The 18,533-nt window shown below is 61.1% G+C and carries 16 protein-coding genes and 1 pseudogene; 10 read left to right on the forward strand and 7 right to left on the reverse strand.

The annotated features are described in order from the left end of the window. Positions 1–131: 131 nt before the first annotated feature. Positions 132–1,127, forward strand: a complete 996-nt coding sequence (locus PSH80_RS25370) for a hydrolase (RefSeq protein WP_120734294.1) — start codon at positions 132–134, stop codon at positions 1,125–1,127. Positions 1,128–1,153: 26 nt separating this feature from the next. Here PSH80_RS25370 and PSH80_RS25375 read toward each other — a convergent pair whose 3' ends face one another. Both PSH80_RS25375 and PSH80_RS25380 read right to left on the reverse strand, forming a co-directional pair. Then, positions 1,154–2,008 (reverse strand): sulfurtransferase, encoded by an 855-nt coding sequence (locus PSH80_RS25375; RefSeq protein WP_120734295.1) that lies wholly within the window; start codon positions 2,006–2,008, stop codon positions 1,154–1,156. Between the two features lie 33 nt (positions 2,009–2,041). Beyond that, positions 2,042–2,713, reverse strand: a complete 672-nt coding sequence (locus tag PSH80_RS25380; protein ID WP_029300622.1) for a TetR/AcrR family transcriptional regulator — start codon at positions 2,711–2,713, stop codon at positions 2,042–2,044. 147 nt (positions 2,714–2,860) lie between these two features. Between PSH80_RS25380 and PSH80_RS25385 the strand changes: the two genes are divergently transcribed. From PSH80_RS25385 to PSH80_RS25405, 5 genes are all read left to right on the forward strand, one after another. Then, the gene (locus PSH80_RS25385; RefSeq protein ID WP_057960895.1) at positions 2,861–4,288 is read left to right on the forward strand and encodes a coniferyl aldehyde dehydrogenase; all 1,428 of its coding nucleotides are present in this window, start codon (positions 2,861–2,863) and stop codon (positions 4,286–4,288) included. A gap of 28 nt (positions 4,289–4,316) precedes the next feature. Beyond that, positions 4,317–4,862 carry a twin-arginine translocation pathway signal protein gene (locus PSH80_RS25390; protein WP_169960102.1) on the forward strand — a complete coding sequence of 182 codons (546 nt, stop codon included), beginning with the start codon at positions 4,317–4,319 and terminating at the stop codon, positions 4,860–4,862. A 57-nt stretch (positions 4,863–4,919) separates the two neighbouring features. Continuing rightward, on the forward strand, positions 4,920–6,515 hold the full coding sequence (locus PSH80_RS25395; protein WP_057960897.1) for a GMC family oxidoreductase: 1,596 nt from the start codon (positions 4,920–4,922) through the stop codon (positions 6,513–6,515). Between the two features lie 114 nt (positions 6,516–6,629). After that, on the forward strand, positions 6,630–7,109 hold the full coding sequence (gene coaD / locus PSH80_RS25400) for a pantetheine-phosphate adenylyltransferase (protein ID WP_003176711.1): 480 nt from the start codon (positions 6,630–6,632) through the stop codon (positions 7,107–7,109). Between the two features lie 103 nt (positions 7,110–7,212). After that, complete coding sequence (locus PSH80_RS25405; RefSeq protein WP_003213796.1) at positions 7,213–7,464, forward strand: YfhL family 4Fe-4S dicluster ferredoxin; 252 nt, start codon at positions 7,213–7,215, stop codon at positions 7,462–7,464. 122 nt (positions 7,465–7,586) lie between these two features. On the opposite strand, the gene mutM is transcribed toward PSH80_RS25405, so the two are convergent. Both mutM and PSH80_RS25415 read right to left on the reverse strand, forming a co-directional pair. Further along, on the reverse strand, positions 7,587–8,399 hold the full coding sequence (mutM, locus tag PSH80_RS25410) for a bifunctional DNA-formamidopyrimidine glycosylase/DNA-(apurinic or apyrimidinic site) lyase (RefSeq protein ID WP_057440389.1): 813 nt from the start codon (positions 8,397–8,399) through the stop codon (positions 7,587–7,589). A 21-nt stretch (positions 8,400–8,420) separates the two neighbouring features. After that, positions 8,421–9,233, reverse strand: coding sequence for an HDOD domain-containing protein (locus PSH80_RS25415; RefSeq protein ID WP_198799508.1), 813 nt, complete (start codon positions 9,231–9,233; stop codon positions 8,421–8,423). 280 nt (positions 9,234–9,513) lie between these two features. Here PSH80_RS25415 and PSH80_RS25420 point away from each other — a divergent pair. The 3 genes and pseudogenes from PSH80_RS25420 (at position 9,514) to ilvD (ending at position 14,168) form a co-directional block, all read left to right on the forward strand. Continuing rightward, a pseudogene (locus PSH80_RS25420) lies at positions 9,514–10,711 on the forward strand (class I SAM-dependent rRNA methyltransferase). 186 nt (positions 10,712–10,897) lie between these two features. After that, on the forward strand, positions 10,898–12,097 hold the full coding sequence (locus PSH80_RS25425; protein ID WP_057960899.1) for an MFS transporter: 1,200 nt from the start codon (positions 10,898–10,900) through the stop codon (positions 12,095–12,097). A 229-nt stretch (positions 12,098–12,326) separates the two neighbouring features. Next, positions 12,327–14,168 (forward strand): dihydroxy-acid dehydratase, encoded by a 1,842-nt coding sequence (ilvD, locus tag PSH80_RS25430; protein WP_057440393.1) that lies wholly within the window; start codon positions 12,327–12,329, stop codon positions 14,166–14,168. 65 nt (positions 14,169–14,233) lie between these two features. Here ilvD and PSH80_RS25435 read toward each other — a convergent pair whose 3' ends face one another. The 3 genes from PSH80_RS25435 to PSH80_RS25445 form a co-directional block, all read right to left on the reverse strand. Continuing rightward, positions 14,234–15,469, reverse strand: a complete 1,236-nt coding sequence (locus tag PSH80_RS25435) for a type II toxin-antitoxin system HipA family toxin (protein ID WP_057960900.1) — start codon at positions 15,467–15,469, stop codon at positions 14,234–14,236. Next, on the reverse strand, positions 15,453–15,707 hold the full coding sequence (locus PSH80_RS25440; RefSeq protein ID WP_057960972.1) for a helix-turn-helix transcriptional regulator: 255 nt from the start codon (positions 15,705–15,707) through the stop codon (positions 15,453–15,455). Before PSH80_RS25440 ends, PSH80_RS25435 begins: the two co-directional genes overlap by 17 nt. Positions 15,708–15,832: 125 nt before the next feature. Then, positions 15,833–16,891: a haloacid dehalogenase-like hydrolase gene (locus PSH80_RS25445; protein ID WP_370693710.1), complete on the reverse strand. Its 1,059-nt coding sequence runs from the start codon at positions 16,889–16,891 to the stop codon at positions 15,833–15,835. A 242-nt stretch (positions 16,892–17,133) separates the two neighbouring features. On the opposite strand from PSH80_RS25445, the gene PSH80_RS25450 reads away from it, so the two are divergent. Continuing rightward, a complete protein-coding gene (locus PSH80_RS25450) occupies positions 17,134–18,525 on the forward strand; it encodes an L-cystine transporter (RefSeq protein ID WP_305418625.1) in 1,392 nt (463 codons plus the stop codon). The last annotated feature ends 8 nt before the right edge of the window (positions 18,526–18,533 follow it).

Raw genomic sequence — 18,533 nt, forward strand, 5'->3', positions numbered from 1 at the left:
GTCCAACGCGGGCAAGCCCGCTCGCCACAGCCACCCCCATAGCCACAGCCACCGCCACAGCCACAGCCACAGCCACAGCCACAGCCACAAAATACTCAGCCAACATTAAAGCAGTGTCGAGACCACCCATCGTGCCGCAACCCTCCCACCGCTTCACCCCCGCCTTCGGCCTCGGCAACCCTCACCTGCAAACGTTGTGGGGCCCGCTCTGGCGCCCCACCACCCACCTCGAACGCCAACGCGAGCGCCTATGGCTGGAGGATGGCGACTTCCTCGACCTCGACTGGCACGGCCCCCACGACCCGCATGCGCCCTTGGTGCTGGTGCTGCATGGGCTGACCGGCTCGTCCAATTCGCCCTACGTCGCCGGCCTGCAAAAAGCCCTGGCCAGTCAGGGCTGGGCCAGTGTCGCGTTGAATTGGCGTGGTTGTTCCGGCGAACCCAACCTGCTGGCCCGCAGTTATCACTCCGGTGCCAGTGAAGACCTGGCGGCCGCCATCTCGCACCTGCGGGCCAAGCGCCCATTGGCGCCGCTGTATGCCGTGGGTTACTCCCTGGGCGGCAATGTGTTGCTCAAGCACTTGGGCGAAACCGGCGACAACTCCGGCCTGCAAGGCGCGGCCGCGGTGTCGGTACCATTTCGCCTGGACCAGTGCGCCGACCGTATCGGCCTGGGCTTTTCACGGGTCTATCAGAAGCACTTCATGCGCGAGATGCTCGGCTATATCCGGGTCAAGCAGCGCCAATTCCTACAGGATGGTCGCGAAGAAGCACTGAAAACCCTGGCCGAGCTGGGCTCCCTGGAAAAGATGCGCACGTTCTGGGATTTCGATGGGCGCGTCACTGCGCCATTGCATGGCTACCTGAGTGCCGAGGACTATTACCGACGGGCGTCGAGCCGTTACTTCCTCGGGGCGATTCGCACACCGACGCTGATCATCCAGGCGGCAGATGATCCTTTTGTGTTTGCCCACAGCCTGCCCCAGGCCAGTGAACTGTCGGACTGCATCGAGTTTGAATTGCAGGCCAAGGGTGGGCACGTGGGGTTTGTCGATGGTTCGCTGAAACAGCCCGGGTACTACCTGGAGCGGCGGATCCCGCAATGGCTGCTGTCCCAACTCGATTAATAATGTGGCTGGCTTGCCTGGTGAAATCAGTCGCCAGTAGCAATTGCCCGCTGCGGATCATTGATCCACTCACTCCACGACCCCGCATACAACTTGCCCAACGGATACCCCGCCAGGCTCAGGGCAAACAGGTTGTGACACGCCGTCACGCCCGAGCCGCAATACGCCACCAACTCATTCGGCGAACGACCTTGCAGCTTGTCGGCAAACCGCTGCTTGAGCTGCTCCACCGGCAAGAAGCGCCCGTCACTGCCCAGGTTCTCGCTGAACGCCGCACATTGCGCGCCGGGAATATGCCCGGCAATCGGGTCGATGGGTTCCACCTCACCGCGAAAGCGCGGCAAGGCCCGGGCGTCGATCAGTGTCAGGCCCGGCTGGCCCAGGCGTTTTTGCAGGTGCTCTGCGTCCAGTAGCAGGTCGTAGTCGGCAGTGCCAGCAAAGGTCCCCGGCTCGGTGCCCGGCGCATCCAGGCTCAAAGGGAAACCGGCGCTGTGCCAGGCCTTCAGGCCACCATCGAGGATCGACACCCCGTCGCGCTTGCCCAACCAGGCCAGCAGCCACCAGGCACGGGCGGCATATGCGCCAGGACCATCGTCATACAGCACGATTTCGCTGTCGGCATGGATGCCCCAGGCCCGCAACTGCTGGACCAGCGCCTCGGGTGCCGGCAGCGGATGGCGTCCAGTCACGCCTTTAGTCACCGGCCCGCTGAGGTGGCGTTCCAGATCGGCATACTGTGCCCCCTCGATATGCCCTTCGGCATAGCTGCAACGCCCGTAATCCGGGTCTTCCAGGACAAACCGGCAATCGAGGATGACTAAGCCTGCGTGCTGCTGGCGCTCGGCCAGTTGTTGCGGGCTGATCAGTTGTGCAAGCGGCATAAAGGACTCCTGGAAATACGTTCGGGAAAGGGCCTACTTCACTTCTTCCAGTGCCTGACTTAACGGCACGTAAAATTCCTTGAACAACGCGTCCACGGCTTCTTTGGCCTGTGGCGTGATAAACCCCGCCTCCAGCACCAGCACCTGGTAGACCCCGCGCTTGATCGCCTCGGCGCTCAGGTGTGCGGAGTTCTCGTTGGTGGTGCACAAAAAGCGCACCCAGGAGGTGAGGATAATCCAGGCATTGAGGGTCAGGGCTTCGGTCTGCACCGGGTCCATGTTCAGGATCCCGGCCTCGACAAACCCCCGGTAAATCGCGCCGCCCTGAATCAGGCAGCGCTGGGAGAAACGCCGGTAGCCGGTGGCCAGCTCCGGGTCGCTCTCCAGCAGATGCTCAAGGTCACGGTGCAAAAAACGGTAGCGCCACATGCCGGCCAGTACCGCCTGCAGGTAGAAACGCTTGTCTTCGACCACCATGGCGCGCCCCTGGGGCGGGCGCAGGAAGCTGTCCACCAGGGCTTCATACTCGCGAAACAGCACCGCGATAATCGCCTGCTTGTTCGGGAAGTGGTAGTACAGGTTGCCCGGGGATATTTCCATATGGGCGGCAATATGGTTGGTGCTGATGCTGCGCTCGCCCTGCTGGTTGAACAACTCCAGGCTGGTTTGCACGATGCGTTCGCTGGTCTTTACTCGTGGTGCCATGGGGTATCGGCTTCTTGAATCCTGATGCAAACATCTTACGGTCTATCCTTGCCAGGATAAAACTGCATGTTACTGCGAAGGCATTTGACAAATTAGAGCAATGACTCTAAAAACCCAGGTACTCCAATAATATTCGGGAACTGCGCCATGTCTGCCAATGTTGCCTACCTGCAAGATTCCCAGGCGCTGGACCAGCTCCAGGACCTGTTCGCTGCCCAGCGCCGCGCCTACGCGGCCAACCCGATGCCGCCAGCGGCGCAGCGCCAGCAGTGGCTCAAGGCATTGCGTGACCTGCTCAGCGATGAGCGCCAGGCGCTGATCGAGGCCATCAGCAACGATTTCAGCCATCGCAGCGCCGATGAAACCCTATTCGCCGAACTGATGCCCAGCCTGCACGGCATTCACTACGCCAGCAAACACCTCAAAGGCTGGATGAAACCATCGCGCCGCGCTGTAGGTATAGCCTTCCAGCCGGCATCTGCCAAAGTGATCTATCAGCCCCTGGGCGTTATCGGGGTGATCGTGCCCTGGAACTACCCGCTGTACCTGGCCATAGGGCCGTTGGTCGGCGCGCTGGCGGCGGGTAACCGGGTGATGCTCAAGCTCAGCGAATCCACCCCCGCCACCGGCCAACTGCTCAAGACCCTGCTGGCGCAAATTTTCCCCGACGACCTGGTGTGCGTGGTGCTCGGCGAAGCCGAAGTGGGCATGGCGTTCTCCAAGCTGCCGTTCGATCACCTGCTGTTCACCGGGGCCACCAGCATCGGCAAGCATGTGATGCGCGCCGCCGCCGAGCACCTGACCCCAGTCACCCTGGAGCTGGGCGGCAAATCCCCAGCCATTGTCTCGGCCGATGTACCACTCAAAGACGCCGCCGAACGGATCGCATTCGGCAAGGCGCTGAATGCCGGGCAAACCTGTGTGGCGCCGGACTACGTGCTGGTTCCCGAAGACCGGGTGGACGGTTTCGTCGAGGCCTACACCCAGGCGGTACGCGGGTTTTATCCGACCCTGGCCGACAACCCGGACTACACCGCAATCATCAACGAGCGACAACTCGCCCGGCTCAATGCCTACATCAAGGACGCCACCGACAAGGGCGCGACCCTGTTGCCGCTCTACGACCAGGGCCAGGCCCGGCGCATGGCCCATAGCCTGCTGCTGAATGTCAGCGATGAGATGACCGTAATGCAGGACGAGATTTTCGGCCCGGTGCTGCCCATCGTGCCCTATCGCGGCATCGACCAAGCCTTTGCCTACATCAACCAGCGCCCGCGCCCGCTGGCGTTGTATTACTTCGGCTACAACAAGGCCGAACAGAATCGCGTACTCCACGAAACCCATTCCGGCGGCGTGTGCCTGAACGACACCCTGCTGCATGTGGCCCAGGACGATATGCCGTTTGGCGGCATCGGCCCGTCGGGTATGGGCCACTACCATGGCCATGAGGGTTTTCTCACCTTCAGCAAGGCCAAGGGGGTGCTGATCAAACAGCGCCTGAATGCGGCCAAGCTGATTTACCCGCCGTATGGCAAAGCCATCCAGAAACTGATCCAGAAGCTGTTCGTGCGCTAAAACCGTTACCACCGGGACAACAATAAAAATGAACCCTAGCCTGACTGAATCACCCACGCTGTCGCGGCGCGGCGTCTTGAAAATCGGCCTGTGCGCCAGCGCCTTCCTGGCCACCGCCGGCCTTGGCGCCAGCCTCAGCGGCTGCTCCAGCAGTACCCCCGCCAGCGGCTTTGCCATGTTGCGCAACAGCGACCTGCCGTTTTTGCGCGCAGTGATCCCGGTGTTGCTCGAAGGCGCGGCCAGCGCCGAGGTGGTGGCGGCAGGCATTGAAGACACCCTGAAAAAACTCGATTACAGCCTGCAGCACCTGTCGCCGGAGATGTTCAAGCTGACCCAGCAGTTGTTCGACGTACTGGGCATGGCCGTCACCCGTGGCCCGCTGACCGGCATCTGGGGCAGTTGGGAAAACGCCAGCAGCGAGCAGATCCGCAACTTCCTGCATCGCTGGGAAAACAGCTTCCTCAACCTGCTGCGCATGGGCCAGGGCTCGCTGCTCAAGCTGGTGATCATGGCCTGGTACTTCCGGCCCGAGTCCTGGGCCCATTGCGGGTACCCCGGGCCACCGAGGATCTAGCCTGGGTAACCCACGTTGATAGCCACTCCGTAGCCATAACAATAAGAGACCAAGCTGATGCCCGTACCTGATGTGTTCCGCGATGGCATGGCCCGCGGCTGGAAGACCCATAACGGCGCCGCCCTCGACCAGGACCTGGTGCTGGAGGCCGATGTCGCGATCATCGGCAGCGGCGCAGGCGGTGGCACCACCGCAGAAATCCTCAGCGCCGCTGGCTACAAAGTGCTGTTGATCGAAGAAGGCCCGCTCAAGACCAGCAGCGATTTCAAGCTGCTGGAAGACGAGGCCTACGCCAGCCTGTATCAGGAAGGCATCGGGCGCATGAGCAAGGACGGCGCCATCACCATCCTGCAGGGCCGCGCCGTGGGCGGCACCACGCTGATCAACTGGACCTCGAGCTTTCGCACGCCCGACCCGACCCTGGCTCACTGGGCCAGCGAGTACGCGGTCAAGGGCCACAGCAGCGCCGAGATGGCGCCGTGGTTTGAAAAGATGGAGCAGCGCCTGGGCATCGCACCCTGGGCCCTGCCGCCCAACCCCAACAACGATGTGATCCGCAAAGGCTGCGAAAAGCTCGGCTACAGCTGGCATGTGATCCCGCGCAACGTGCGCGGCTGCTTCAACCTGGGCTATTGCGGCATGGGCTGCCCGGTCAACGCCAAGCAATCAATGCTGGTGACCACCATTCCCTCGACCCTGGAGCAAGGCGGCGAGTTGCTCTACCTGGCCCGCGCCGAGCGCTTGAAGTTCAGTGGCGATACCATCACCAGCCTCGAATGCGTGGCCATGGACTCCCGTTGCGTCGCGCCCACCGGCCGCAAGATCACGGTCAAAGCCAAGCATTACGTGCTGGCCGGCGGCGGCATCAACAGCCCGGCGCTGTTGATGCGCTCGGACGCACCCGACCCGCATTCGCGCCTGGGCAAGCGCACCTTCCTGCATCTGGTGAATTTTTCCGCGGGGCTGTTCGATGAGGTGATCAACCCGTTCTACGGCGCGCCGCAGTCGATCTACTCCGACCACTTCCAATGGCAGGACGGCACCACCGGTAAAATGTCCTACAAGCTCGAAGCGCCACCCTTGCACCCGGCGCTGGCCAGCACGTTGTTCGGGGGGTATGGCACGCAAAACGCCCTGGACATGAGCCAGTTGCCCAAGACCCACGCGATGCTGGCGCTGCTGCGGGACGGCTTCCACCCCGACAGCCAGGGCGGCAGCGTCGGCCTGCGCGGCGATGGCACGCCGGTGCTCGACTATGAGGTCTCGCCCTACGCCTGGGACGGCCTGCGCCGGGCGTTTCATAGCATGGCCGAGATCCAGTTCGCCGCCGGCGCCAAGTCGGTCAAGCCACTGCACCACGATGCGCGCTACGTCAGCACACTGGCCGAGGCCCGCAGCCTGATCGACGGCCTGAACCTGGAGCTGCATCGCACCTGCCTGGGCAGCGCCCATGTGATGGGCGGTTGCGCCATGGGCGAAGAGCCGAAAAATGCCGTGGCCGACAGCCTTGGCCGGCATCACCAACTGCGCAACCTGTCGATCCACGATGGCTCGCTGTTCCCCACCAGTATCGGCGCCAACCCCCAGCTTTCGGTGTACGGCCTGACCGCGCAACTGGCGACGGCGCTGGCCGAACGTCTGAAAACAGCATGAAAAAACCAGGTATTCGCGGTGTCTATAGTGCTTTCTTCTGAATAAGTTGACTTGGCCGACCGGGATGGCTGCGATACCATCCGGTTCCCCAACGGACTCCGCCAGGACGACGCGATGAACCGAGTGTTGTACCCAGGTACCTTCGACCCGATTACCAAAGGCCATGGCGATCTGGTCGAACGCGCCTCGCGCTTGTTCGACCATGTGATCATCGCGGTCGCGGCCAGCCCCAAGAAAAACCCGCTGTTTCCCCTGGAACAGCGCGTGGAGTTGGCCCGTGAGGTCACCAAGCACCTGCCTAACGTGGAAGTGGTGGGCTTTTCGACGCTGCTGGCACACTTCGCCAAGGAGCAGAACGCCAATGTATTCCTGCGCGGGCTGCGGGCGGTGTCGGACTTCGAGTATGAATTCCAGCTGGCCAATATGAACCGCCAACTGGCGCCGGACGTTGAGAGCCTGTTTCTTACGCCGTCGGAACGTTATTCGTTCATTTCTTCGACCCTGGTCCGGGAAATCGCGGCATTGGGCGGGGATATCACCAAGTTTGTGCACCCTGCGGTCGCCGATGCGCTGACGCTGCGCTTCAAGAAGTAAGACCGCTCGACCGGCGCCCGCTCGCACTGCGGGCGCCAATGCGGCACAATTGCGCGCATTAGTTTTTCAGATGCCTTGGCAGAGCGCCCTGGCAGGAGTTTCCATGTCCCTGATCATCACCGACGATTGCATCAACTGCGACGTCTGCGAACCCGAGTGCCCGAACGCTGCCATTTCCCAGGGTGAAGAGATCTACGTGATCGACCCCAACCTGTGCACCCAGTGTGTCGGCCACTACGACGAACCCCAGTGCCAGCAAGTGTGCCCGGTCGATTGCATCCCGCTGGATGAGGCACACCCTGAGACTGAAGAGCAGTTGATGGAGAAGTACCGGTTGATTACCGGCAAGGCCTGAGACCTTGTGGTGGCTGGGCGGGCCTCATCGCAGGCAAGCCAGCTCCCACACTTGAAGGTATTCACAAAGCAAAATGTGGGAGCGGGCTTGCCCGCGATGACGGCAACCGCCGTCACACACAATCAGCTCTGGCACTTGGGGCAAAACACACTCGCCCGCTGCCCCAACATCACATTGCGCAATTCGCTCCCGCAGACCTTGCACGCCTCGCCACCCCGGCCGTAGACGAACAGTTCCTGCTGGAAATACCCCGGCTGCCCATCGCCACCGATAAAGTCGCGCAATGTCGTACCGCCGCGCTCGATGGCGGCCGCGAGGATGCGTTTGATCTCGATCGCCAGCTTCAGGTAACGCCCACGGGAAATGCCCTTGGCCTCCCGGCGCGGGTCGATCCCCGCGGCAAACAGCGCCTCGGTCGCGTAGATATTGCCCACCCCCACCACCACCGCGTTGTCCATGATGAACGGCTTGACCGCCATCGAGCGCCCACGGGAGAGCTGGAACAGGCGCTCGCCATCAAACAGGTCGGTCAACGGCTCCGGCCCCAGGCGCAGCAGCAGTTCGTGGTTGTGCGGGTCCTGGCTCCAGAGCATCGCGCCAAAGCGCCGGGGGTCGGTGTAGCGCAGGGCCAGGCCCGACTCCAGCTCGATGTCCACATGCTCATGCTTGGCTGCCGGTAGACCGACTTCCACCAGGCGCAAATTGCCCGACATGCCCAAGTGGCTGATCAAGGTGCCGACTTCGGCGTTGATCAGCAGGTACTTGGCCCGCCGCTCCACCAGCACGATGCGCTGCCCGGACAGGCGCACATCCAGGTCTTCGGGGATCGGCCAGCGCAGGCGCCGTTCACGCACCACCACGCGGCTGACCCGCTGGCCTTCCAGGTGCGGCGCAATTCCGCGCCGGGTGGTTTCGACTTCTGGCAGCTCAGGCATATTCGTCTCGCGATAGAAAGGTTAGTGCGCGCCCAACTCGCGGATCGACAACTTCAGGTTCTCGAAGTCGTAGTCCGACAGGCCCACGTAATCCAGCACCAGGTGGCCGATGCTGTCCCATTCATGGTCCACCGTCTGGTTGCCCAGTACCCGATAGGACGCGCAGATATGCTCGGCCATCTTCAGGATCGCCAGCAGGTTTTTCAGCGGGCTGTTACGCGCCGACTCATCGCTGAAAATCGCCAGGGCATTGTGGTGGTTGGCGATGGCGTTGGTCACATGCTCCGGCAGGCGCCAGGACTTGGCGGTGTAATAGCCCACCACCGCATGGTTGGTGTGGAACGCGCGGTTCTCGGTGTCGACCACCCGACAATCGGGCCCCGCCTTGGCGTAGGAATCTTCCAGCACGCTCATGTAGTCCGGGAAACGCTTGAGCATCAGCGGCACGCCACAATCGTGGAACAGCCCCAGGGCATAGGCTTCGTCTACCGCCTGGGAGCCGGTGCGCTTGGCCAGGGTCAGGCAGGTCATCGCCACGTCCTGGGCGGTGTCCCAGAACCGGTTGAGGGTGACGATGGTGTCATCGCTCATCTCGCCCTTGATCGACTGGGCGTTGATCAGGTTGACGATCGAGCGGCTGCCCAACAGGTTCACCGCGCGCTGGATCGAGGCAATTTTGTTGCTCAGGCCGTAATACGGCGAGTTGACGATTTTCAGCAACGAGCCGGAGAGGCCCGGGTCCTGGGAGATCAGCCGCGCAATCACCTCCAGGTCCGGATCGGGCATGTACTGCTCCATCTGCAAATCCACCATGATTTGCGGTTGGGGCGGCACGCTGATGCCTTGCAGGGCCTGTTGGATCTGTTCGGCGGAAAGCTCTTGGGACATAGGTACATACTCTGGACTAGGCGCGAATTCTAACCTCTAAGCAAAGCTGACCGACACCTCAAAAACCCGAACCGAACCCCGATCCAATATGGGAGCTGGCTTGCCTGCGATTGCATCGCCGCCGTACGTCAGATACACCGCGCCGTCTGCATCGCAGGCAAGCCAGCGCCCACATGAACGGGCGCGCAAAGGGTATACTCCCGCTCTTTTTTTCCGGAGCGACGTCATGTCCCTGCCAAGCCTGCGTCTCAAAGCCAACGCCGATCGTCGTTTGCGCAACGGCCACCTGTGGGTCTACAGCAACGAAATCGACGTGGCCGCCACCCCACTCCACGGCTTCCAGGCAGGCGACCAGGCCATCCTCGAAGCGGCCGGTGGCAAGACCCTGGGCATCGTGGCCATGAGCCCGAACAACCTGATCTGCGCGCGCCTGCTGTCGCGCGATATCAAGTTGCCGCTGGACAAGTCGCTGCTGGTGCACCGCATCAACGTCGCCCTGTCCCTGCGCGACCGCCTGTTCGACAAGCCGTTCTACCGCCTGGTCTACGGCGACTCCGACCTGCTGCCGGGCCCTGGTGGTCGACCGTTTCGGCGATATCCTGGTGGTGCAGATCGCTTCGGCGACCATGGAAGCCCATAAAGAAGACGTGATCGCCGCGCTGACCCAAGTGCTCAAGCCCAGCGGCATCCTGTTCAAGAACGATTCCGCCGCGCGCGACGCCGAAGGCCTCAACCGCTACGTCGAAACCGTGTTCGGCCTGGTCCCTGAATGGGTTGCCCTGGAAGAAAACGGCGTGCAATTCGAAGCCCCGGTGATCCAGGGCCAGAAGACCGGTTGGTTCTACGACCACCGCATGAACCGTGCACGCCTGGCCCCGTATGCCAAAGGCAAGCGCGTTCTCGATCTGTACAGCTACATCGGCGGCTGGGGCGTGCAAGCTGCCGCGTTTGGCGCCAGTGAAGTGTTCTGCGTCGATGCCTCGGCCTTTGCTCTGGATGGCGTAGAACGCAACGCCGCGCTGAACGGCGTTGCCGAGAAGATGACCTGCATCGAAGGCGACGTGTTTGAAGCGTTGAAAGAATTGAAAGCCAGCGAAGAGCGCTTCGACGTGATCGTCGCCGACCCACCGGCCTTCATCAAACGCAAAAAAGACATGAAAAACGGCGAAGGCGCTTACCGCCGCCTCAATGAGCAAGCCATGCGCCTGCTCAGCAAGGACGGCATCCTGGTCAGCGCCTCGTGCTCCATGCACCTGCCGGAAGACGACCTGCAAAACATCCTGCTGACCAGCGCCCGCCACCTGGACCGCAATATCCAGATGCTGGAGCGTGGTGGCCAGGGCCCGGACCACCCGGTGCACCCGGCGATTGCCGAGACGCGCTACATCAAGAGCATTACGTGCCGGTTGTTGCCCAATAGCTAAGTAACATGCAGATCAAAGGTGGGAGTGGGCTTGCCAGCTCCCACCTTTTTTGTGCAGTGTCAGAAAGATTTTTCCTACCGTCGCAAGCCGCGCGCACCCCAGGAAATTTCCTTCAAAGGTTTTGATTGAATTCCACTTTTTGCAGACTAGTATCGGTTTCTGGCTTCACTGCGGAAAACAAAAACAATGTCTGACTCCACCTGCTCGCCCGTCCTCGATGGCCCAGCCAAACGCCAGTATCTTTCCCGCTTCATCCTCATCACCTGCATTGCCCTGATCAGCTTCTTCCCGATCAATATCCTGCTGCCTTCATTTCCGGCCCTCGCCGCCAGGTTCGACACGCCCAGCGCCAATGTCGCGCTGTCCATCAGCCTGTTTACCCTGGTTTTTTCGGTCTCCCAACTGATCGCCGGCCCACTCTCGGATAAATGGGGGCGCAAGGAAGTCCTGCTTGGCTGCATCACACTGTCGATCCTGGGGGCGATAGGCTGCACGCTGGCATCGGACTACCTGACCTTCCTGCTGTTTCGCAGCGTGCAGGCCATGGGCTGTGGCTTCTTCGTGCTGGGCCACGCCCTGGTGGAAGACCTGTTCGAGGAGCAGGACCGGGCTCGCGTGCGCCTGTATTACATGACCCTGAGCGGCTCGTTCGTCGCCCTTTCGCCGCTGATCGGCTCCTGGCTGCAAACCACCTTTGACTGGCAAGGCAGCTTCTACGGGTTCGCAGTGATGGCATTGGCCATGTTGATCCATGCGCTGTGCATCCTGCCGTCCAAGTCCGCCAGCCCCCATCGCGCACCGGTGTCGATCATCGCCACCTTGAAAGCCGTGGCCGGCAACCGGGACTTCCTGCGCTACTGGTGGATCGCCGCACTGGTGTTCGCCTGCTACTTCGCCTTGATCAGTGTCACCCCCCTGATGTTCATGGATGGGCTGAAACTCTCCGAATACCAGTACGCCCTGGTGCTGATGGTCTACGGCGTGGCCTATCTGCTGGGCGGCGTGGTGGCCTCGTTTCTGCAAAAACGCATCTCGCTGTCCCGGCAAATCAATATCGGCCTGGGGTTACTGCTGGTGGCCGGTGTGCTACTGATGCTGATCGTCAGCCTTGACGCCATCACCACCATAACCCTGCTGATCCCCATGCTGATCAGCGCCCTAGCCGTGACCCTGGTGCGCCCGGCGGCGATTTCGGCGGCGATGCTGTTGTTCTCAAGCAGCGCGGGCACGGCCGCCTCGGCGGGCAACAGCATCATGTTCCTCACGGCCGCGATCAGCAGCGCCGCCCTTGCGCAAACCGGAACGCATTTGCTGATGACCATTGCCGCAAGCTTCATCGCCTTCAGCCTCTGGGGCTGGCTGACAAATACGAGGGTCGGGCGATAAAGCCCCGGGACATGCTTCTCGCCATTCCCTCCCGACGCCAGCGGTGTAGAATCGACCCTATTCATCGCCAGTCATCCCCCGGCGGGTTTATGAGCTCGAGGCCCAAGCAAGCGGCGATCCCGCGACGCGAGTGGCAACTTCCGGACACACGGCCATTTTTCGGGTGTTCCAGTCGTCAATTAGAAGCTCACTCCCCTTTAGTACTTGATTAGCCGCCCGGAGTGCTCCAATGCCAGATTACCGCTCGAAAACATCCACCCATGGCCGCAACATGGCCGGCGCCCGCGCACTGTGGCGTGCCACGGGGATGAAAGATGACGACTTCAAGAAGCCGATCATCGCGATTGCCAACTCGTTCACCCAATTCGTACCGGGCCACGTCCACCTCAAGGACCTGGGCCAACTGGTCGCCCGCGAGATCGAACGTGCTGGCGGCGTAGCAAAAGAATTCAACACCATCGCCGTGGATGACGGCATCGCCATGGGCCATGACGGCATGCTGTATTCCCTGCCGAGCCGCGAGATCATCGCCGACTCCGTGGAATACATGGTCAACGCCCACTGCGCCGACGCCATCGTCTGCATCTCCAACTGCGACAAGATCACCCCTGGCATGCTGATGGCCGCCCTGCGCCTGAACATCCCGGTGATTTTCGTCTCTGGCGGCCCGATGGAAGCCGGCAAGACCAAGCTCGCCTCCCACGGCCTGGACCTGGTTGACGCCATGGTCATCGCCGCCGATTCCAGCGCTTCTGACGAGAAGGTCGCGGAATACGAGCGCAGCGCCTGCCCGACCTGCGGTTCGTGCTCCGGCATGTTCACCGCCAACTCGATGAACTGCCTGGTGGAAGCCCTGGGCCTGGCCTTGCCGGGCAACGGTTCGACCCTGGCCACCCACAGCGACCGCGAGCAGTTGTTCTTGCAGGCCGGCCGTACCATCGTCGAGCTGTGCAAGCGTTACTACACCGAGAACGATGAGTCGGTATTGCCGCGCAATATCGCCAACTTCAAGGCGTTCGAAAACGCCATGACCCTGGATATCGCCATGGGCGGTTCCACCAACACCATCCTGCACTTGCTGGCCGCAGCGCAAGAAGCCGAGATCGACTTCGACCTGCGCGACATCGACCGCCTGTCCCGCCACGTGCCGCAGTTGTGCAAGGTCGCGCCGAACATCCAGAAGTACCACATGGAAGACGTGCACCGCGCCGGCGGGATCTTCTCGATCTTAGGCTCCCTGGCCCGTGGCGGCCTGTTGCACACCGACCTGCCGACCGTGCACAGCAAATCCCTGGCCGAGGGCATCGCCAAGTGGGACATCACCCTGACTGACGACGAAGCCGTGCACACCTTCTTCAAGGCAGGCCCGGCTGGCATCCCGACGCAAACTGCTTTCAGCCAGTCGACCCGTTGGGACACCCTGGACGACGACCGTGAAAATGGCTGCATCCGCAGTGTCGAACACGCCTACTCCAAAGAAGGCGGCCTGGCTGTGCTGTACGGCAACATCGCCCTCGACGGCTGCGTGGTGAAGACCGCTGGCGTGGATGAGTCGATCCATGTGTTCGAAGGTCGCGCCAAGATCTACGAAAGTCAGGACAGCTCGGTACGCGGCATCCTCGCCGACGAAGTGAAAGAAGGCGACATCGTAATCATCCGCTACGAAGGCCCGAAAGGCGGCCCGGGTATGCAGGAAATGCTCTACCCGACCTCGTACCTGAAGTCCAAGGGCCTGGGCAAAGCCTGTGCGCTGCTGACCGACGGGCGCTTCTCCGGCGGTACTTCGGGCCTGTCCATCGGCCACGCTTCGCCAGAAGCCGCTGCCGGTGGCGCGATTGGCCTGGTGCAGGATGGCGACAAGGTGCTGATCGACATTCCGAACCGCTCGATCAACCTGTTGATCAGCGATGAAGAACTGGCGGCACGCCGGGTCGAGCAGGACAAGAAAGGCTGGAAGCCGGTGGAGAAGCGTCCGCGCAAAGTCACCACCGCCCTGAAGGCTTACGCCCTGCTGGCCACCAGTGCCGACAAGGGTGCAGTGCGTAACAAGGCCATGCTCGACGGCCTGTAAGCCCCGCCCATAAAAATGCCCCGCCAAGTGCGGGGCATTTTTTTGCGCCGAAGAAATCGCGCAAATTACCCCGGGGCGATACTCCTGGCCAAACCTGCCGACCATGCAGCAACCATCTTGTCTGCCACCCCTTCAAACGCGGGATGAGTACTTCGATAGGCCAAAAGCTCCGTCATTGCGCGGCTCATGCCATCCTGCACCCTGGCGAGCAACTCATTGCAGCGCGCCTCTGTCAGATTGCACGAACGGCGACCGAACTGGACCAGCATCTTGCGTTTGGGCCAGGCCTTAGAACCGTCCAGCAAGAGGGCCATGATGTCGCTGCCCTGGTAGACCGTGGTGGTCACCAGGTCGTAGGCCGGCGCGAGCCAGATGTCAGCCTCTTCGGCACAGTTCTCATAAAGCACACCGAAGTTTTTCAGGTGCCCGTCACCATTCTGGATACCGGCAGAGAGCGCCACCATCATGAAAAAATCTTCCAGCGCCTTGGTTACCCGGCTTGGCGTGACATAAGACTTGATCAGCCTGGCGCATCCCTGGTAAGTCCCGTCGTACTTCCTGCGCGTCGCCAACCCTGACAGAACGCACATATCCTCAAACCCGAGGTAGGCGCCATCACTGACGTCGAACCGTTGCACAACAAGGAATTTCGCGTTTTTGCTCAGTTGAAAAACCGGCACTTCAAGGCCGCAGTGCAATGCCGCCCGCATGCAAAAAAACTCGTTGGCCGCCAACTGAGGGAAGTCTTGTTCATTGAACGCCTTCACCAGGTGCGTGACACCCCGGTGGGTAAACCGCGCCATATCAGGCGCCATCTCGTCAATATCGCGCACCAGCACTTTCGGCTGAACGCCCGAAACCCCGGAGTAGGCGGCGTAGGTTCGCAATAGGTCACTGAAGAGATCGTTTGCCCCGTCATGGACCAACAGTTCAGACAGGTTGATCTGCGGCAGCGATGCCTCACCGCCAGCGTGGACAATGCTGATTCGGCCAAGCTGGTGTGGCCCAACGATACCCAGCAATGCCAGGTCGTCGAAGCCGCGTACTGACTTGCTGAAACGCCGCACGAGCTCGTCTTTGAGATACCCCTCGGGAAGGTGCATCTCGAACAGCGGATGGATGCCGTACTCCCAGTTGTAACTCTCCAGGCGCACCGGCATCGTCAAGGAGACGGCATTCTCTTCGGCCACCGCATCGTTATACGAGAAAACCGAATCGTGCCTGTTTTCTTCGCTCCGGCCGAGTGTTCCTGCCACCACACCACCAGTGCCGATGGACAGTCGGTCATTGTGCCTGGTCATGGATGCGTCCTGATTTCAGCTCATCGAGCGTCATGCGCCGACGCCTGGGAGTCGCGGTCAATTCGTATCCCAAGCCCTCAAGGATCGCGGCAACCTTGCGAATCCCCACTTCCGGGATGCTGTTGTTCTCGATCCCAGAGATGGTTGCACGACTCATCCCGTGCCGTTGCGCAAGCTGGGTCTGTGAGAGGCCAGCGGCTTTACGCAATTGTTTGATTAAAAGACCTAATTCATCCACGCTAAATTGCATCCTATACAATGCAAAACATGAAAAATCACTCAAATGCACCGCATACAATGCATTAAAGCGTGATGGTCCTTTCTACACCCAACGGTAAAGCCTGGCAACTCTGTGGCGGGGCCTTATTGAATCGCCTCCGGCTTGACGATCACCCAGTTCTTATCCGCCGTCACCGGTAACCCTTCCTTGGCCTGGGCCGCCGCATGCTTGGCCATCATGCCGTTAATCTGGGTCATGTACTTGTCCTTGCGGTTGATCCACAAGTGGATGCCACCCTTGGCCACGTCCACATCGTGAAACAGCATGTAGCCGTCGCTGGTGGGGGTGTCGCCGCCGACCAGCACCGGTTTTTTCCACTCGTCGATGTAGGTGAGGATCGCCGCATGCTTGCCGGCCATCCAGGTTGCCGGGGTCCACAGGTAGGGGGTCAGTTCCAGGCCGAGGTTGGCCTTTTCGTCGTATTTGCCGGCGCTGATCTGCTTGCGGGCGGTGGTCAGCTCGCCAGTCTTGCGGTCCTTGAGCAACAGGCTGACGCCAATGACGTTCTGCGGCTTGACGTTGTAGCCGTACTTCGGATCCGAGGCGACCATGCGCACCAGCTCTTCAGAGGCAGCGGTCATCACGTACACGTCGATGCCGTTTTCCATCAGCTTGTTGTACAGCTCGGTCTGGCCGGTGAAGATTTTCGGCGGCTGCACCTCCATGTTCTTCACCACGTCGCCTTCGAAGTAGGTGACCGGCACCGGTTTACCGGAGGCCATCAGCTCATCGACGTAGCCCTTGAGTTCCTTGAGGGTAAAGCCTGAAAACACCTGGGCGACCCACGGGTAGCAGACCATGTCGTCCACTTCGCACAGGCGATAGTAGTAACTGAACAGACTTTCCTTATGGTCAGCAGTGTCTTTGAACGGCATAAGTTTGAGCGACGGATCGAGACTGTCGCGGGTGATCAGGCCCTTGTTTTCCATGTACGGCAACAGTGACTCTTCGAGGTCGAAGCGGTAGCTGGTGTTGTCCATGTCGAACACCGCGTAATTGCCCTTGTTGGCGTTGGCGGCAATCATTTCGTTGAGTTGCTTGGCGGCGGGTGCCGGCCAGTGTTTCAACTCGGTGGCGGCCATGACCTGGCTGACAGGCCCCAGGCATAGCGCGGCGGCAAACAGTCTCGGCGCGAGCTTCATGTGCGTTTTCTCCCTGAGTGAAAGGCATAAACGCTAACAAATCCTTATGACCGTTCCCGGCACCAGCACGACCGTCTGCGTCCTGATACCGCCACCGGCATACGTCTGGGCGCCAAAGCCTTATTCCAAAAACGACAGCAGTCATTCCATAAAGGTATTAAATCAATATATTTCAAGCTGTTAGGCTTTCCGGTTCGCAGTCGCACGCTCAGGCGACTGGCAGCCATTTAATTGGAGCTTCAATGAATCTGCCGCTGATTCTCAATTTGCTGGTGTTCCTGGCGTTACTGCTAGGCCTGGCCCAAACCCGTCGCACCCACTGGAGCCTGGCCAAGAAGGTCCTGCTGGCACTGGTGCTCGGGGTGGTTTTTGGTGTGATCCTGCACACCATTTATGGTGCTGGTCACCCGGTACTCAAGGCCTCGATCAGTTGGTTCGACCTGATGGGCAATGGTTATGTGCAACTGTTGCAGATGATCGTGATCCCGCTGGTGTTCGCCTCGATCCTCAGCGCCGTGGCCCGCCTGCATAACGCCGCGTCCCTGGGCAAGATCAGCTTCTTGACCATTGGCACGCTGCTGTTCACCACCGCCATTGCGGCGCTGATCGGTATCGGCCTGACCAACCTGTTCGGCCTCACCGCCGAAGGTCTGGTGGCCGGCACCCAGGAGCTGGCGCGCCTGCAGGTGATCCAGAGTGACTACGCAGGCAAGGTCGCCGACCTGAATATCCCGCAGTTGCTGCTGTCGTTTATCCCGCAAAACCCGTTCGCCGACCTGGCCCGGGCCAAGCCGACGTCGATTATCAGTGTGGTGATCTTCGCCGCGTTCCTGGGGGTTGCCGCGCTGCAACTGCTCAAGGACGACGTGGAAAAAGGTCAGAAAGTGGTCAACGCCATCGACACCCTGCAAGCCTGGGTGATGCGCCTGGTGCGCCTGGTGATGAAGCTGACCCCTTACGGCGTACTGGCGCTGATGACCAAAGTGGTCGCCAGTTCCAACCTGCAAGACATCATCAAGCTCGGCAGTTTCGTGCTGGTGTCCTACCTGGCGCTGGGGCTGATGTTCGTGGTCCACGGCCTGCTGCTGTCCCTGGCCGGGATCAACCCGCTGCGCTTCTTCCGCAAGGTATGGCCGGTGCTGACCTTTGCCTTCACCAGCCGCTCCAGCGCGGCGAGCATCCCGCTGAGCATCGAAGCGCAGACCCGCCGCCTGGGCATCCCGCAGTCCATCGCCAGCTTCGCCGCCTCGTTTGGCGCGACGATTGGCCAGAACGGCTGTGCCGGCCTGTACCCGGCGATGCTGGCCGTGATGGTGGCGCCGACTGTGGGCATCAACCCCCTGGACCCGCTGTGGATCGCCACCCTGGTGGCGATTGTGACCCTGAGCTCGGCCGGTGTAGCGGGCGTGGGCGGCGGTGCGACGTTTGCCGCGCTGATCGTGCTGCCGGCCATGGGCTTGCCGGTGGCGTTGGTGGCGCTGCTGATTTCCGTGGAGCCGCTGATCGACATGGGCCGTACGGCGTTGAACGTGAATGGTTCGATGACGGCGGGGGCGATTACCAGCCAGATCATGCAGCAGACGGATAAAGAGCTGCTCAATGCCGATGAGCATGCTGAGTTGGCGCAGGCCTGATAGACCGC

Source organism: Pseudomonas sp. FP818, assembly GCF_030687335.1.
GTDB classification, from domain to species: Bacteria; Pseudomonadota; Gammaproteobacteria; order Pseudomonadales; family Pseudomonadaceae; genus Aquipseudomonas; species Aquipseudomonas shahriarae.

Excerpts from the sequence above, each read along its gene's own strand:
- PSH80_RS25375 (WP_120734295.1), bottom strand. The coding sequence starts at position 2,008 with ATGCCGCTTGCACAACTGATCAGCCCGCAACAACTGGCCGAGCGCCAG.
- PSH80_RS25380 (WP_029300622.1), bottom strand. The coding sequence starts at position 2,713 with ATGGCACCACGAGTAAAGACCAGCGAACGCATCGTGCAAACCAGCCTG.
- PSH80_RS25385 (WP_057960895.1), top strand. The coding sequence starts at position 2,861 with ATGTCTGCCAATGTTGCCTACCTGCAAGATTCCCAGGCGCTGGACCAG.
- PSH80_RS25390 (WP_169960102.1), top strand. The coding sequence starts at position 4,317 with ATGAACCCTAGCCTGACTGAATCACCCACGCTGTCGCGGCGCGGCGTC.
- PSH80_RS25395 (WP_057960897.1), top strand. The coding sequence starts at position 4,920 with ATGCCCGTACCTGATGTGTTCCGCGATGGCATGGCCCGCGGCTGGAAG.
- coaD (WP_003176711.1), top strand. The coding sequence starts at position 6,630 with ATGAACCGAGTGTTGTACCCAGGTACCTTCGACCCGATTACCAAAGGC.
- PSH80_RS25405 (WP_003213796.1), top strand. The coding sequence starts at position 7,213 with ATGTCCCTGATCATCACCGACGATTGCATCAACTGCGACGTCTGCGAA.
- mutM (WP_057440389.1), bottom strand. The coding sequence starts at position 8,399 with ATGCCTGAGCTGCCAGAAGTCGAAACCACCCGGCGCGGAATTGCGCCG.
- PSH80_RS25425 (WP_057960899.1), top strand. The coding sequence starts at position 10,898 with ATGTCTGACTCCACCTGCTCGCCCGTCCTCGATGGCCCAGCCAAACGC.
- ilvD (WP_057440393.1), top strand. The coding sequence starts at position 12,327 with ATGCCAGATTACCGCTCGAAAACATCCACCCATGGCCGCAACATGGCC.
- PSH80_RS25435 (WP_057960900.1), bottom strand. The coding sequence starts at position 15,469 with ATGACCAGGCACAATGACCGACTGTCCATCGGCACTGGTGGTGTGGTG.
- PSH80_RS25445 (WP_370693710.1), bottom strand. The coding sequence starts at position 16,891 with ATGAAGCTCGCGCCGAGACTGTTTGCCGCCGCGCTATGCCTGGGGCCT.
- PSH80_RS25450 (WP_305418625.1), top strand. The coding sequence starts at position 17,134 with ATGAATCTGCCGCTGATTCTCAATTTGCTGGTGTTCCTGGCGTTACTG.